Raw genomic sequence first — 14,988 nt, forward strand, 5'->3', positions numbered from 1 at the left:
GCCGTCGCCCATCCAGTTACACCGTTTACGCGCGTGAGTAGCGGTGGTATGCCGAATCTGGGCATGAACCCGCGGGACGCCCTCCCCTCATCGTCAGGAGCGTCAGATGGAGTTCGACTACATCGTCGTCGGGGCAGGGTCGGCCGGGTGCGCCCTCGCCGCCAGGCTCTCCGAGGACACCTCGGTACGGGTGGCGCTGCTGGAGGCGGGCGGACCGGACAAGAAGAGCGAGATCCGCATCCCCGCCGCGTTCCCCAAGCTCTTCAAAACCGAGTACGACTGGAACCTCACCACCACCAAGCAGGCGGAGCTGGACGGCCGCGAGCTCTACTGGCCGCGCGGCCGGATGCTCGGCGGCTCGTCGTCGATGAACGCGATGATGTGGGTGCGTGGACACCGCGCCGACTACGACGGCTGGGACGTGCCCGGCTGGTCGTACGACGACGTCCTCCCGTACTACAAGCGCCTCGAAGGCCGCGTCGGCAGCAACGCCGGGGCGGTGTACGGCACCGGGGGGCCGGTGACGATCTCCGAGCAGCGCAGCCCGAACGAAGCCACCCTCGCGTTCCTCCAGGCATGCGAGGCGGCCGGCCTGACCCGGCTCCCCGAGCTGAACGGGCCGTCGAACGAGGGATACGCGCAGACCCCGGTGAGCCAGCGGCGCGGCAGGCGGTGGAGCGCCGCCGACGCGTACCTCCGCCCGGCCCGCAAGCGCGCCAACCTCACCGTCGTCCCGAACGCGCACGTGTCACGGGTGCTGATCGAGGACGGCAGGGCGGTCGGCATCGAGTCGGCGGGCCGGACGATGCGAGCGAGCCGCGAGGTCATCCTCTCCGCCGGGGCCATCGGCTCCCCGCACCTGCTGATGCTGTCGGGCGTCGGCGACCCGGAGCACCTCCGCGAGCACGGCATCGAGCCGGTCGTCGAACGGCCGGCGGTCGGGCGGCACCTCCAGGACCACCTGTCGGTCGCGGTCATGCGGCACTGCCCGAAGCCGGTCACGCTGGCGAGCGCCGAATCCGTCCCCAACATCGCGCGTTACCTGCTGCTGCGGCGCGGGCCGTTCACCTCGAACGTGGGGGAGGCGGTCGTCTTCGCCAAGAGCGATCCGGGCCTCCCGGCACCCGACTTCGAACTGATCTTCGCGCCCGCGCCGTACGTCGAGCACGGCCTCACCCCGCCGGCCGATCACGGTGTCACCGTCGGCGTCATCCTGCTCCAGCCCGAGTCGGCGGGCCGGATCACGCTGGCGTCGGCTGACCCTCTCGCCGCGCCGTCGATCGACCCCGGCTATCTGAGCGGCGACGGTGACCTGCGGGTGATGCTCCACGGCATCCGCCTCGCCGAGGAACTGCTGGCCACCGAGCCACTGAAGGCGTACGTGGGTGAGCCGATGGAGCCGTACGAGGGCAGCTCGGGCGACGACGAGACGCTCGTCCGCCACATCCGCGCCAACGCCGAGACGCTCTACCACCCGACCGGCACCTGCCGGATGGGCACCGACGACGACGCCGTGGTCGACGCCGAACTACGCGTCCGCGGCGTCGAGGGCCTGCGCGTCGCGGACGTCTCCGTGCTGCCGCAGATCACCCGCGGCCACACCAACGCCCCCGCGATCATGATCGGCGAGAAGGCGGCCGCCCTCATCCATGCGCCCTAGGACGTCTCGAAGTCGGTCAGCTGGCTTTGAGACACGCCCAGCTGCGCGCCACTAGGGCGCAGCTGACCGCGCGGCCGCCTCTCCGCGCGGTCAGATGCGGGACCAGGCCTCGGTGAGGACGGACCGCAGGATCTGCTCGATCTCATCGAAATGGGACTGGTCGCAGATCAGGGGCGGCGCGAGCTGGACGACGGGATCGCCGCGGTCGTCGGCGCGGCAGTAGAGCCCCGCCTCGTACAGCGCCTTGTCGAGGAATCCGCGCAGCAGCCGCTCGCTCTCGTCGTCGTCGAACGTCTCGCGCGTGGTCTTGTCCTTGACCAGCTCGATCCCGTAGAAGAACCCGTCGCCGCGGACGTCGCCGACGATCGGCAGGTCGTGCAGCTTCTCCAGCGTCGCGCGGAAGGCGCCTTCGTTCCGCTGTACGTGCCCGAGCAGGTCCTCGCGTTCGAACAGGTCGAGGTTGGCGAGCGCGACCGCGGACGAGACGGGGTGACCGCCGAACGTGTAGCCGTGCGCGAACATCTCCTTGCCGCTCTTGAACGGCTCGAATAGCCGGTCGCTCACGAGCATCCCGCCCAGCGGCGAATAACCCGAGGTCAGGCCCTTGGCGAAAATGATGATGTCGGGCTGGTAGCCGAACTTCTCCGCCCCGAACATCGAGCCGAGCCGCCCGTACGCGCAGATCACCTCGTCGGAGACCAGCAGCACGTCATGGCGGTCGCAGATCTCCCGGACCCGCTGGAAGTAGCCGGGCGGCGGCGGGAAGCAGCCTCCCGCGTTCTGCACCGGCTCCAGGAAGACCGCCGCCACCGTGTCGGGCCCCTCGAAGAGGATGGCCTCCTCGATGCGGTCGGCCGCCCACCGCCCGAACGCCTCGGGATCGTCGCGGTGCTCGTTGGCCCGGTAGATGTTGGTGTTGGGGACGCGGAACGCGCTCGGCACCAGCGGCTCGTACGGCGCCTTGATGCCCGGCAGGCCCGTCAGCGACAGGGCGCCGTGCGGCGTGCCGTGATAGGCCACCGACCGGCTGATCACCTTGTGCTTGGCCGGCTTGCCGGTGAGCTTGAAGTAGTGCTTGGCCAGCTTCCAGGCGCTCTCGACCGCCTCTCCGCCGCCCGTGGTGAAGAACGTGCGGTTGAGGTCGCCCGGCGCCAGCTCCGCCAGCCGTTCGGCGAGCTCGGCGGCCTTGGGGTGGGCGTATGACCAGAGGGGGAAGAACGCCAGCTCGGCGGCCTGCTTGGCGGCGGCCTGCGCGAGCTCCTCGCGGCCGTGCCCGGCCTGGACCACGAAGAGGCCGGAGAGCCCGTCGAGGTAGCGGCGGCCCTGCACGTCGTAGATGTAGGCGCCGTCGCCGCGGACGATCATGGGAACCTCGCCGCCGTTCTCGTACGCCGAGTGGCGGGCGAAGTGCATCCAGAGGTGGTCGCGGGCTGCTCTCTGTAGGGGCTCGGTCTGCGGGGTCTCCTGCGTCGGGTCCGTCATTGCACACTTCCCTGTCGCGAGCGATCCAGTCGTATTGATGCTAGATGACTTCGGAATCAGCTGTAAATATGCATTCAAGCACCGAGATCCGAAGCAAACAGAGTGATCTTCACTGCATCGCGCTCCGTCGCGGGGGAGTAACGTCGCGCCGAGCAGGCAGGCGAGCGAGGAGGAGCGGCATGGACGTGGGTTCGGTCAAGGCGAACGGGCTGGAGTTCGGATATCTGTCGGCCGGCCCCGAGGACGGGCCTCTCGCCCTGTGCCTGCACGGCTTCCCGGATTCGGCGTACACCTGGCGGCACCTGATGCCTGAGCTGGCCGCGGCCGGGTACCGTGCCGTCGCCCCGTTCATGCGCGGGTACGCCCCGACCAGCCTCCCGCCCGACGGCGCCTACCAGACCGGTGCCCTCGCGGCGGACGCCGTGGCCCTCCATGAGGCCCTGGGCGGCGGCTCCGACGCCGTGATCATCGGCCATGACTGGGGCGCGTTCGCCACCTACGGCGCCGCCGCGTTCGCCCCCGACCGGTGGCGCAAAGTGGTCACCCTCGCCGTCCCGCCCGTGAACGCGATGATGGGGGCGTTCTTCAGCTACGAACAGCTGAAGCGCTCGTTCTACATCTTCCTCTTCCAGACACCGCTCGCCGAGATGGCACTCGACCGCTCGTTCATCGAGGGGCTCTGGCGCGACTGGTCACCCGGCTACGACGCGGCCGAGGAGATCGGCCATGTCATGGAGTGCCTCTCCACTCCCGGCAACATCGCCGCGGCGATCGGCTACTACCGCGCGATGCTCGACCCCTCACGCCTGGTCAAGGCCTACGCCGCCGAACAGGCATCCGCCTCCACCCCCGGCGAACGTCCCGTCCTCTACCTGCACGGCGCCCAGGACGGCTGCCTCGGTGCCGACATGGTCATGCCCGGCGGCGATCCGTCCAGCGTCCTGACCCAGCTCCCACCCGGCTCCTGCGCCGAGATCGTCCCCGACGCCGGCCACTTCCTCCAACTGGAACGCCCCGCAGACGTCAACCGCCGCATCCTCGACTGGCTGTCCTAAGCGCCCCAAGAGCAACGCCCCCAAAAGCATCGCCCTCGCTACGCTCGGACAGCCTCATCGGGGCTCCGCCCCAAACCCCGGTGGGGGCTCCGCCCCCACACCCCCCGCCCCCTCCAAACCGTCCGGCAGCAAGCCAAGAAATCGGCAACCTGGAATTGTGGGGCACGACTTTAGGGCGGGCTAATAAATGGCAAGGCTGACGCACCCGCCGAGAATTCACGAGCACATCCTTTATTTCCAAAGTTGAAGACAGCTCGAATCTCACCGTGACGCGGGTTTCAGTATGGCGGCGCCACGAAAACCAGGGTTGGCGTCCAGAGAGTGAAGCCGTCCCCAGGTAACGCTGCCCTGAGCCGTGGCCCCGGAAATGACTACCGGGGCCACGGCGGTGAGGGCAGGACTCAGCCTGCGCTTCCAGTCAGGCGCCAGATTACGGCTGGCTGAAAACGTAGGAGGCGGTGAGGCTTACCGAGCCCGGGCAGAAGATGCCGCTGACCTTGGGGACGCTCTGGTTAGTGAAGGTGGCGGTGACGGGGAGGGGGCCGTCGACGTAGCTGCCGGTCAGGCTGCCGCCGTAGGTACAGCCGACCGCGGTCACCTGGAAGCCGCTGAGGGTGGCGACGCCCCCGCTGAGGCTGCCGCTCCAGGGAAGGTTGGCGGGAGCGACGGTCACACCGCAGCCGCCGACGGTGGCCGAGGTGATGGAGAGCGTGCCATCGTCGGCGATGGTGCCGCCCATCGTGGAGCTGGTGCAGGTCCAGTTGATGCCTGCGTTGATCGTCATGTTGCCGGAGAGTGTCGCCGAGATCGGGCCGGCGGCCTCAGCCTGGGCGGGAGCGGTTTGTACGGCGACGGCGAGAGCGGCGGCGATTGTGGCTGCGGAGACCGCAGCCAGCTTCTTGGTGCGGGACAAGGAAGTCCTCGTTTCAGGAAGGGTGGGCGTCGCGCCAGCGCCCAAAGGGGTGGGGTGGGATGTCCGTAATCCGAGGTGTCGCTTCCGCCCCTGTCGAATGGACGTTGAAGACACCGCGAATCAAGGACCAGCGAACGGGATCCGACTTTCCTCTTCGACATGAGGTCCCGGTCAGCCAGGTAGAACGCGTTCTACAGGGAACGTACGTAATGGCAACTGGGTGGTCAATACTCAAAGGGGACCTAATTGGATAGATTGCGCTACCGTTCACACGGGATGGCATTTGCTGCACCCACATCCGGCCCAAGGGAGTAAGCCTTCAGCCGCGCTCGGTAATCTTCCATTGCGGGCTGTGCCCGAAACTTCACCAATAGTGGTGAAAGCGAAGGCGCTCAATTACCCACCTGAGCGCGTGCCCGTCGTGAATGGCAACCACCGCGGGTACACCGCCCCATCTCGCCCAAGCCTCCGCGCTGACCCGGCAACGCCGCGTCAGCGCACCAACGCGACCACACCGCGTCCGGAACCGCGGAGTCCCCACCGGGGTTTGGGGGAAGTCCCGGTGAGGATGTCCGAGCGTTAGCGAGGGCGATGCTTTTGGGGTCCTTTGGGACGTCACCAGGGGAGTGGGGCGCCCAGTTGGTCGTTCGAGCCGCCGGTAAAGGTGCCTGTGGGGCCGTCGGGGGTGAGCATGGCCAGGCGGACGATTTCGGCGGCTCCTTGGGCGGCGGAGCGGAAGCCTGAGTGGGCGTTGAGGTCGGTCGCGCAATAGCCGGGGTTCGCCGCGTTCACCTTGATCGGTGTGTCGGCCAGCTCCTTGGCGTAGGCGATGGTGATGCCGTTGAGCGCGGTCTTCGAGGAGTTGTAGGCCAGGAGGTTGAAGGGGAAGAACGGGCTTTCGGGGTCGGTGAGCATGATGAGGGAGCCGAGCTCGCTGGAGACGTTGACGATGCGGCCCGCAGGTGAGCGGCGGAGCAGGGGCAGCATCGCGTTGGTCACCGCCACCACGCCGAAGACGTTCGTCTCGTACGTGTGGCGGAGCGCCGAGAGCGGGATCGCACTGGGCAGGACGGAGGCTTCAGCGGGCGAGATTCCGGCGTTGTTGACGAGGATGTCGAGCTGGTCGAGCCCGCCGGCCGCCTGCTGAATGGAGTCCTCGTCGGTGACGTCCAGGTGGACGAAGCGGGCGTCGATGCCGTCGACGGTGAGCTCGGCCGCGGCCTTCTCGCCGCGTTCGGGCGAACGGGAGCCGAGGAGAACGGTGATGCCGGCGGAGCCCAGGGCGCGGGCGGTCTCGAAACCGATGCCCTTGTTGGCGCCGGTGATGAGGGCGATGGAGTTCGTCATGCCATCCAGGCTGCGGTGATGTGCGGCGGAGGAGGAGAGACCGCCTGAGGCTGGGATCGGCGATACCACCCTGGGCGCGGTCAGGACGCACCGTTATGGGGGATGCTGGTGAACGTGGACAGAGAGGAGATGGCCCGGTTCCTGCGGTCGCGGCGGAACGGGATCCAGCCACAGGACGTGGGGTTGGAGGCCGGGACGCGCCGGCGTACACCGGGACTGCGCCGCGAGGAGGTCGCGCGGCTGGCAGGCATGTCGGTCGACTACTACATCCGGCTGGAGCAGGGCCGCGGGCCCCGGCCGTCACGGCAGATCCTCGCGTCTCTCGCGCGGGCGCTCCGGCTGACCGAGGACGAGCGCGCCTACCTCTACAACGTCGCGGGCGAACCGGTGGGGCCGCCGGTCGGCCCGCCGCACGAGGTGCCCGCGGGCATCTTGCATCTGCTGGACCGGCTGGACGACACCCCGGCGTACGTGCTGAGCGCCGAATACGAGGTGCTCGCCTGGAACGCCATGGCCGCGGCGCTGATCGCCGACTTCTCGACGATGACGCCGAAGGAACGCAACGTGATCCGGTGGTTCTTCGGCCCGGACACCGATGAACGGCTGGAACGGGACGAGGAGTACCTGGCGTTCGCCCGCGACAGCGTGGCCGACCTGCGGGCGGCGGCGGGCCGGTATCCGGGTGATCCCGGGATCAGGGACCTGGTCGCCGAGCTGACCGCCAAGAGCGAGCTCTTCCGGAGGGTGTGGGCCGAGCACCGGGTCGAAGTGCGGCGGAGCAACACCAAGCGGTGGGTCCACCCGGTCATCGGCCCGGTGGAGCTGCACTGCGACGTGCTGCTCGTACCAGAGCAGGACCAGAAGGTCGTGCTCTACACCGCAGCGCCCGGCACCGCGTCGCACGAGGCGCTCAAACTGCTGCGTGTCGTGGGAATCCAGTCCCTGACGACAACGTGAGAAGCCGCGGCGCGCCGGGTGGCACGCTGCGGCCTCTCACGGGCTTCCCGCTCTGAGCCTCTAGCGGAGTTCGCGCTTAAGGATCTTGCCGGTGGCGGTCATCGGGAGTTCGTCGCGGAACTCGATGATGCGCGGGTACTTGTAGTTGGCGAAGTTCTCCTTGCCCCAGGCGATCAGCTCGTCCTCGGTGACCGTGGCGCCGGGGGTACGGATGATGTACGCCTTGACCTCTTCGCCGTGCGACTCGTGCGGGATGCCGACGACGGCGGCCAGGGAGACCTGCGGGTGGGTCATCAGGACCTCTTCGAGCTCCCGCGGGTAGACGTTGAAACCGCCACGGATGATCATGTCCTTGGAGCGGTCGATGATGAAGTAGTAGCCGTCCTCGTCCCGCTTGGCGACGTCGCCGGTGCGGAACCAGCCGTCCTTGATGGCCTCGGCGGTGGCCTCGGGCCGTTTGTAGTAGCCCTTCATGACGTTGTGGCCGCGGATGGCGATCTCGCCGGGGCCCTCGCCCTCGATCTCCTTCCACTCGTCGTCGATGAGCTTCATCTCGACGCCCCAGATGGGAAGGCCGACCGAGCCCGGCTTGGTGGGCCGGTCGGGGCGGTTGAACGAGGCGACCGGGGAGGTCTCGGACAGGCCGTAGCCCTCCAGCACATCGGCGCCGAACTTCTCCTTGATGCCCTTGAGGACTTCGAGCGGCAGCGCGGAGCCGCCGGAGACCGCCACGCGCAGGTTCTCGCGGATGGAGGCCACGTCCTCGGGTGAGGTGTCGTCGGTGAGAAGCGCCCAGTACATGGTGGGCACGCCGGCGAAGATGGTGATCTTCTCCTTGACCATCAGCTCGATCGCCTGCTTGGCGTCGAACCTCGGCAGCAGGACCTGGGTGGCGCGCCGGTACATGCCCACGTTCATCACGCAGACCTGGCCGAAGATGTGGAACAGCGGCAGCGTCACCAGCGACGTGTCGTGCAGCGTCTTCTTGAAGAGCGTGTCGTCGATCATCGTGTTGGCCAGCAGGTTGCTGTGCGTCAGCTCGGCGCCCTTGGGCTGGCCGGTGGTCCCGCTGGTGTAGATGATCACGGCGGTGTCGGTCGGGGCGGTCTGCACCGACTCGAACGTGCCCGGCTGGCCGGCGAGGGCCGCCCAGAAGAGCTCGGCGCCCTCGATCGGCGACTCGGTGGTGGCCAGGCTCGCGGGCAGCAGGAAGAAGTGCTCGCACTCGTCGGCCTGCTCAAAGCCGGCGTGCCCGGCCTCACCCAGTGGCAGCTCCGGGGTGCCCTCGAAGCAGAAGAACGCCTTCGCGTCCGAGTCACCGAGGTGGTAGGCGATCTCGCGCGGCTTGAGCAGCACGTTCAGCGGCACGACCACCGCGCCGGCCTTGAGCGCCCCGAAGTAGATCATCGGGAAGTAGGGCAGGTTCGGGCTGGAGAGTGCGACCTTGTCGCCCGGCTTGACACCCCGCGACACCAGCAGGTTCGCGACCTGGTTGGCGATGCCGTCGACGAAGGCGTACGAGAGGCGCAGGTCCCCGAAGACCAGTGCTTCGCGATCGGGCGTCTCCCGGGCCGCGTCTTCGAGCAGGACGGAGAGGTTGAGCATGGCACTCCTCGCGCACGGGGCATTGTCGCCAGGCGGTTATTACCGGCGAGTCTATGAACGGTTCGCCTCATGTTCGCGTACCGGCCCCGCGATACGCCATCCCCTCCGCCCCAGATGACGTGCATCTTTGTGACCAGAGCCGCCCGAACCCCGGCGAACTTGTGCACCGTCACAACGGCACGTCCCGGGACGCTAGATCGAATACATGGAGAACTAGATCAAATGTGTCTCCTTCGGGTGGTACGGTCCGATTTGGCCGCAAAGTCGATCTTGTGTCGTCATTCACGGCGCGGGTCGGCGGGGCGGCCGTCCGATCACGCACCGGAGGTACGACTACATATGAAGCGCATCACCCGAGCGCTCGCCGCCACGACGCTGGGGGCGGCCGTCGCCCTCGGCGGCGGCCTTGCCATCGCCAGTCCCGCCGATGCCGCGGCATCCTGCGGGCCCGGCTACAAGCAGATCAGCAAGAAGCCGCTGAAGCGCGGCAAGACGGTGGTCGGAGACATGTACGTCTACGGCTACAAGTACGCCAAGGGCAAGTACAAGACCAAGCACTGGCACTGGACCTGTGCGATCGCCAAGCCCCGTAAGGCCTACAAGGGCAAGGTCAGCCACATCCAGGTCGAGATGTTCCGCATGAACAACGTCGGCTCGATCACCGGCTATGTGGAGGACGGCCGCAAGCGCAACTACAAGTCCTTCGCGGGCCCGATCCGCCTGAAGACCTACGGCTACGCCCAGTCGGCCGTGGTCAAGAACGCCAAGCTCAAGTACAAGGGCAAGTGGTACGCCGACTGACGTTCCATGACACTGCCCGCCGGTGGACCTCACCGGCGGGCCTTGTCATATTCAGGGGGTCATATCCAGGGGGCCCTACCCAGGGGATCAATGAGGCGGCCTCGGGCCTTGCCGCTGCGCTAGTCTTGGGGTATGCGACCCAGGCTGCTTCTTAGCCCGCTGCGTTGACGCACCGGCGTTGACGCGGCGACCCCTCCTGTGTGAGGGGTCTCTTCATGTGCAGTCTCTTCATGCGCAGGCCTGTCGGCACGGATACGCGTCGGCATATGGGGCAGGGCAGCCGGACGAATCCCGTACAGAAGGACCGGAGTAGCGACCGTGAGCAGCGACGAGCAGTACGACCCCCGGGCGGTTCAAGACAAATGGCAGGCCCGGTGGGCGGAGCTCGACCCGTTCAAGGCCGTCGAAGAGGACGACGGCCGGGAGCGGCGGTACGCGCTGGACATGTTCCCGTACCCCTCCGGTGACCTGCACATGGGCCACGCCGAGGCGTTCGCCATCGGCGACGTGCCCGCCCGCTACTGGTTCCAGCGCGGCTACAACGTCCTGCACCCGATCGGCTGGGACTCCTTCGGACTGCCCGCCGAGAACGCAGCGATCAAGCGCGACTCCCACCCGGCGGAGTGGACGTACGCCAACATCGACACCCAGGCGGCGTCGTTCAAGCGCTACGCGCCTGCGTTCGACTGGTCGCGGCGGCTGCACACGTCCGACCCCGAGTACTACCAGTGGACACAGTGGCTGTTCCTGCGCTTCTACGAGCGCGGCCTGGCCTACCGCAAGGGCGGCCAGGTCAACTGGTGCCCGAACGACCAGACCGTGCTGGCGAACGAGCAGGTCGTCGGCGGCCACTGCGAACGCTGCGGCGCGCTGGTCGAGAAGCGCGTGCTGACCCAGTGGTACTTCAAGATCACCGAGTACGCCGACCGGCTGCTGGAGGACATGAAGCAGCTGGAGGGCAAGTGGCCCGAGCGCGTCCTGCTGATGCAGCGCAACTGGATCGGCCGTTCCACCGGTGCCGACGTGGACTTCGTGATCGAGGGCCGCGACGAGCCGGTCACCGTCTACACCACGCGCCCCGACACCCTGTACGGCGCGACGTTCATGGTCGTGGCCGCCGACGCCGACCTGGCTGAGGAGATCGTCGCTCCCGAGCAGCGCACCGCGTTCGAGGCATACCGCGAGGAGGTCTCCCGGGAGAGCGAGATCGAGCGGATGTCCACCGAGCGCGACAAGACCGGCGTCTTCCTGGGCCGGTACGCGATCAACCCGGTCAACGGCGAGCGCATCCCGGTCTGGGCCTCCGACTACGTGCTGGCCGAGTACGGCCACGGCGCGATCATGGCCGTGCCCGCGCATGACCAGCGTGACCTGGACTTCGCGCTGAAGTTCGGGCTGGACGTGCGCGTCGTCGTCGACACCGGAGAGCCCCACCCCACCCAGACCGGCGTGGCGACCACGGGCGACGGCCGCATCGTCAACTCCCCGGCGATCGACGGCCTGGGCAAGGCCGACGGCATCACCCGGATCACCGAGGTCATGGCGGAGCGGGGCACGGGCAAGGCCTCGGTCAACTTCCGCCTGCGCGACTGGCTGGTCTCACGGCAGCGCTTCTGGGGCTGCCCGATCCCGATCGTTCACTGCGAGGCCTGCGGCGAGGTGCCGGTGCCGGACGAGCAGCTGCCCGTCCGCCTGCCCGACAACCTGCGCGGCGCCGACCTGGCGCCCAAGGGCACGTCGCCGCTGGCCGCGGCCGCCGACTGGGTGAACGTGGAATGCCCCAAGTGCGGTGGCGCAGCCAAGCGCGACACCGACACCATGGACACGTTCGTCGACTCGTCCTGGTACTACTTCCGCTACTGCTCGCCGGGCTACACCGAGGGCCCGTTCGACGTCGAGCAGGTCCGCAAGTGGATGCCGATCGACCAGTACACGGGCGGCGTCGAGCACGCCATCCTGCACCTGCTGTACAGCCGCTTCTTCACCAAGGTGCTGTACGACATGGGCATGATCGACTTCACCGAGCCGTTCACGCGCCTGCTGAACCAGGGCCAGGTGATCCTGAACGCCAAGGCGATGTCGAAGACCACGGGCAACCTGGTCGACCTGGGCGAGCAGATCGCCGAACACGGGGTCGACGTCGTGCGCCTGGCGATGTTGTTCTCCGGGCCGCCCGAGGACGACATCGACTGGGCGGACGTGTCGCTGCACGGCATGGCCAAGTTCCTGTCCCGCGTCCACCGCATCGCCTCCGAGGTCGCCTCCGACCCCGGCGCCGACGCGACGACCGGCGACGAGGGCCTGCGCCGCGTCACCCACCACACGATCTCCGAGGCAACGACCCTGGTCGACTCGCACCGCTTCAACGTGGCGATCTCCCGGATCATGGAGCTGGTCAACGCCACCCGCAAGGCCATCGACTCCGGCCCCGGCGCCGCCGACCCCGCCGTACGCGAGGCGGCCGAGACGATCGCGATCCTGCTGTCGTTGTTCGCCCCGTACACGGCGGAGGAGTCGTGGGCGCTGCTGCGCCGTTCCGCCCCGGTCGCCACGGCCGGCTGGCCCACCGCCGACCCGGTCCTGCTGGTGCAGGAGACGGTCACGTGCGTGGTCCAGGTCGCGGGCAAGGTCAAGGACCGCCTGGAGATCTCCCCGGACATCTCCGACGCGGATCTGGAGGCGCTGGCCCTGGCCTCCTCGAAGGTCCAGGACGCCCTGGGCGGCACCCCCCCACGCCGCGTCATCGTCCGCGCCCCCAAGATCGTCAACATCGTCCCCGGAGCCTGACGCCGCCGAGTCCCCTCGGGTTGTGCGCGGAAGGTCCCCTCGGGTTGTGCGCGGAAGGGGCATGTTGTGCGTGGAAGGGGCATGGCCAAGACTGCGGGCATGCCGGACGACGTCCTCAGCAGTGGACCCGAAGAGCCCCGCCGCCCGTTGGCACGCCGCATCGCCCTCGCGGCTGCGATCTTGCTGGTGATCGGAGCCGGAGGCGTACGCCTGCTGGCGGCCGATGACAAGGAGACTCCGCGGCGCCCGGCGGAGTCTGCGCCCGCCAGGACGTCCCCGCCGTCCGGGATCGTCGTGCCCGCCGGACCGGACGCGCGCCTGGATCCAGGGGACATCCCCGGCATCGCGATCGGGAACGCCGCCAACGGAAGCACACTCGAACGCCGAGACCGGGCGGGAACGGCGAATCCATGGAGCGTCGTCGTACGGCGGAAAGGCGGATCACTGGCCAGCCATGGCGCGGTGATCACCTATCCCGTGCCGAAAGCCCCGTTGCAGCGCCGCGTCCGGATCGGTGACGTCCAAGGCAGGGCCGCGGACGGGCTGATCGTGTGGAAGATCGCCGGATCGTACGCGCGGATCCGGGGTGACCTGCCCGAACGCGACCTCGTCCGGATCGCCGCCGCGACCACGGTCGTCGATTGGCGGCCCACGGTGCGGACTCTGGCAGGCTTCCCGCAGATCACCGACGGGCACTACCGGCCGCTGGTGATCCGCGAAGCGCGGTACGGCTCGAAGGAGCTGGCCGAGGGCGCCGCTCTCGGCGGCGGCCTCACGTTCGTGGGCGTCGCCCCCGTCGGCGGGGTGGAGGACCGGCTGTTCGCGGCGAACGCGCGGCCGGCCGGAACGGTACGCGGCGAACCCGCCGTCGTCACCTCGGCGATGGGAGGCAACGGCCTGCTGGCCTGGGAGCCCACGCCCGGAACGGTCGCCTTCGTCGGCTACAGCGGCGCGCGCATGAACGATGACGCCGTCGCCGCCCTACGCCGCGTCGCCGAACGGACCAGGCTGCTGAACGAGCAGCAGTGGCGGTCCACCGGACCGCACACCACCGACGGCGTCAACGACTTCGGCTGACTCACATCTTGCGCAGGACCGCCACCACCCGGCCGAGCACCGACGCCTCGTCTCCGGGGATCGGCTCGTAGGCGGGGTTGGCCGGCATGAGCCAGATGTGGCCGTCCTTACGCTTGAACGTCTTCACCGTCGCCTCGCCCTCGATCATGGCGGCGACGATGTCCCCCTGCTCGGCGACGGGCTGCTGCCGTACGACGACCCAGTCGCCGTCGGCGATCGCGACGTCGATCATCGAGTCACCGGAGACCTTCAGCAGGAAGTGCGTGCCCTCACCGACCAGCTGCTTGGGCAGCGTGAACACGTCCTCCACGGCCTCCTCGGCGAGGATCGGCCCACCGGCGGCGATCCGCCCGACCAGCGGGACGTACGCGGGCGCGGGACGGCTCGAGGTCTCCTGCACGCCCACCGTCTCGTACGAGTCGGCCTCGGTCAGCACCGGCGTGGCACCCGGCACCCGCACCTCGACGGCCCGCGGGCGGTTGGGATCGCGCCGGAGGAAGCCCTTGCGCTGGAGCGCACGAAGCTGGTGCGACACGCTGGAGGTGCTCGTGAGCCCCACCGCTTCGCCGATCTCCCGCATCGACGGAGGGTAACCGCGACGCTGGACCGAATCGCGGATCACCTCGAGCACCATGCGTTGCCGCTGGGTGAGGCCGCTCTCGTCCATCGGCCCATCGGGCAACTCCCGGACCTTGCTCATCGCTAGTCGCCTCCCGGCGCTTCGATCCGTCACTCCTTGTCATGGAACGTTATCGCGTCAGAGCTGGATGATCAAACAATTGTTCGAAGAAAGTACTCGCGTTTTGTCGGCGTCATGCGGTAGAACATCGTACACGCGTTCGATCGAAAATGCGTTCGAAGATCAACGGGCGACTGGGGGTCGGGGATGGTGGCGTACGCGAGGACGGACAGCTCGGACATCCGGCCGGGAATCAGACTGACCCGCAGAGGCCGCGCCGTATTGACCGCATTCGCAGCGAGCACGCTACTCGTGGCCTTCTGGCTGACCGCGGGCCCCGGTGCCCGCGCCGGCGACGGCAGTCACGCACCCGCTCACCGCCAAACCGTCACCGTCGAGCCCGGCGAGACCCTCTGGGACATCGCCGCCCGCCACGCCCCCGAATCCGACCCCCGCCGCACCGTAGATCGCATCATCGACGTCAACAGCCTCTCCGGCCCCGTGGTCCAGCCAGGCCAGCAACTCCGCCTCCCCGCCCGCTGACGGCCATCTGCACCCGCGCTCCCGCGCCGCCGCCCTTGCGTAGTTGAGCTGCGGCCCCGCTGCGTAGCTGAGTCGCCGCCCC

Annotated in this window: 12 protein-coding genes; 7 read left to right on the forward strand and 5 right to left on the reverse strand. The window is 68.4% G+C overall.

Features of this window, described 5'->3' with window-relative positions:
- Positions 1 to 106: 106 nt before the first annotated feature.
- A complete protein-coding gene (locus ACH34W_RS23795; protein WP_395963199.1) occupies positions 107 to 1,660 on the forward strand; it encodes a GMC family oxidoreductase in 1,554 nt (517 codons plus the stop codon).
- A gap of 90 nt (positions 1,661 to 1,750) precedes the next feature.
- Here ACH34W_RS23795 and ACH34W_RS23800 read toward each other — a convergent pair whose 3' ends face one another.
- Positions 1,751 to 3,142 (reverse strand): aspartate aminotransferase family protein, encoded by a 1,392-nt coding sequence (locus ACH34W_RS23800; protein ID WP_395963200.1) that lies wholly within the window; start codon positions 3,140 to 3,142, stop codon positions 1,751 to 1,753.
- A gap of 179 nt (positions 3,143 to 3,321) precedes the next feature.
- Here ACH34W_RS23800 and ACH34W_RS23805 point away from each other — a divergent pair, with 179 nt between their 5' ends.
- Entirely contained in the window at positions 3,322 to 4,197 is an 876-nt protein-coding gene (locus ACH34W_RS23805) for an alpha/beta fold hydrolase (RefSeq protein WP_395963201.1), read from the forward strand.
- A gap of 430 nt (positions 4,198 to 4,627) precedes the next feature.
- Here ACH34W_RS23805 and ACH34W_RS23810 read toward each other — a convergent pair whose 3' ends face one another.
- Together ACH34W_RS23810 and ACH34W_RS23815 are read right to left on the reverse strand one after the other, a co-directional pair.
- Entirely contained in the window at positions 4,628 to 5,110 is a 483-nt protein-coding gene (locus ACH34W_RS23810; protein ID WP_395963202.1) for a hypothetical protein, read from the reverse strand.
- A 615-nt stretch (positions 5,111 to 5,725) separates the two neighbouring features.
- Positions 5,726 to 6,457 (reverse strand): SDR family oxidoreductase, encoded by a 732-nt coding sequence (locus ACH34W_RS23815; RefSeq protein ID WP_395963203.1) that lies wholly within the window; start codon positions 6,455 to 6,457, stop codon positions 5,726 to 5,728.
- 108 nt (positions 6,458 to 6,565) lie between these two features.
- On the opposite strand from ACH34W_RS23815, the gene ACH34W_RS23820 reads away from it, so the two are divergent.
- Complete coding sequence (locus tag ACH34W_RS23820; RefSeq protein WP_395963204.1) at positions 6,566 to 7,414, forward strand: helix-turn-helix transcriptional regulator; 849 nt, start codon at positions 6,566 to 6,568, stop codon at positions 7,412 to 7,414.
- Positions 7,415 to 7,474: 60 nt separating this feature from the next.
- On the opposite strand, the gene ACH34W_RS23825 is transcribed toward ACH34W_RS23820, so the two are convergent.
- Entirely contained in the window at positions 7,475 to 9,019 is a 1,545-nt protein-coding gene (locus ACH34W_RS23825) for a long-chain fatty acid--CoA ligase (protein WP_395963205.1), read from the reverse strand.
- Positions 9,020 to 9,358: 339 nt separating this feature from the next.
- Here ACH34W_RS23825 and ACH34W_RS23830 point away from each other — a divergent pair, with 339 nt between their 5' ends.
- The 3 genes from ACH34W_RS23830 to ACH34W_RS23840 all read left to right on the forward strand — a co-directional run bounded on the left by ACH34W_RS23830 (position 9,359) and on the right by ACH34W_RS23840 (position 13,684).
- On the forward strand, positions 9,359 to 9,820 hold the full coding sequence (locus ACH34W_RS23830; protein WP_395963206.1) for a hypothetical protein: 462 nt from the start codon (positions 9,359 to 9,361) through the stop codon (positions 9,818 to 9,820).
- Positions 9,821 to 10,108: 288 nt separating this feature from the next.
- Positions 10,109 to 12,607, forward strand: a complete 2,499-nt coding sequence (gene leuS / locus ACH34W_RS23835) for a leucine--tRNA ligase (RefSeq protein ID WP_395963520.1) — start codon at positions 10,109 to 10,111, stop codon at positions 12,605 to 12,607.
- Between the two features lie 81 nt (positions 12,608 to 12,688).
- Positions 12,689 to 13,684 (forward strand): hypothetical protein, encoded by a 996-nt coding sequence (locus tag ACH34W_RS23840; RefSeq protein WP_395963207.1) that lies wholly within the window; start codon positions 12,689 to 12,691, stop codon positions 13,682 to 13,684.
- Position 13,685: 1 nt separating this feature from the next.
- On the opposite strand, the gene lexA is transcribed toward ACH34W_RS23840, so the two are convergent.
- The gene (gene lexA, locus ACH34W_RS23845; protein ID WP_395963209.1) at positions 13,686 to 14,384 is read right to left on the reverse strand and encodes a transcriptional repressor LexA; all 699 of its coding nucleotides are present in this window, start codon (positions 14,382 to 14,384) and stop codon (positions 13,686 to 13,688) included.
- A 291-nt stretch (positions 14,385 to 14,675) separates the two neighbouring features.
- Here lexA and ACH34W_RS23850 point away from each other — a divergent pair, with 291 nt between their 5' ends.
- Positions 14,676 to 14,906 carry a LysM peptidoglycan-binding domain-containing protein gene (locus ACH34W_RS23850; RefSeq protein WP_395963210.1) on the forward strand — a complete coding sequence of 77 codons (231 nt, stop codon included), beginning with the start codon at positions 14,676 to 14,678 and terminating at the stop codon, positions 14,904 to 14,906.
- The last annotated feature ends 82 nt before the right edge of the window (positions 14,907 to 14,988 follow it).

The sequence above is a fragment of the Actinomadura sp. 6N118 genome (genome assembly GCF_044326415.1).
Lineage (GTDB): Bacteria > Actinomycetota > Actinomycetes > Streptosporangiales > Streptosporangiaceae > Spirillospora.

Bases quoted from the DNA above. Each gene is read 5' to 3' on its own strand.
- ACH34W_RS23795 (WP_395963199.1), top strand. From the start codon at position 107: ATGGAGTTCGACTACATCGTCGTCGGGGCAGGGTCGGCCGGGTGCGCC.
- ACH34W_RS23800 (WP_395963200.1), bottom strand. From the start codon at position 3,142: ATGACGGACCCGACGCAGGAGACCCCGCAGACCGAGCCCCTACAGAGA.
- ACH34W_RS23805 (WP_395963201.1), top strand. From the start codon at position 3,322: ATGGACGTGGGTTCGGTCAAGGCGAACGGGCTGGAGTTCGGATATCTG.
- ACH34W_RS23815 (WP_395963203.1), bottom strand. From the start codon at position 6,457: ATGACGAACTCCATCGCCCTCATCACCGGCGCCAACAAGGGCATCGGT.
- ACH34W_RS23825 (WP_395963205.1), bottom strand. From the start codon at position 9,019: ATGCTCAACCTCTCCGTCCTGCTCGAAGACGCGGCCCGGGAGACGCCC.
- ACH34W_RS23830 (WP_395963206.1), top strand. From the start codon at position 9,359: ATGAAGCGCATCACCCGAGCGCTCGCCGCCACGACGCTGGGGGCGGCC.
- ACH34W_RS23840 (WP_395963207.1), top strand. From the start codon at position 12,689: ATGGCCAAGACTGCGGGCATGCCGGACGACGTCCTCAGCAGTGGACCC.
- lexA (WP_395963209.1), bottom strand. From the start codon at position 14,384: ATGAGCAAGGTCCGGGAGTTGCCCGATGGGCCGATGGACGAGAGCGGC.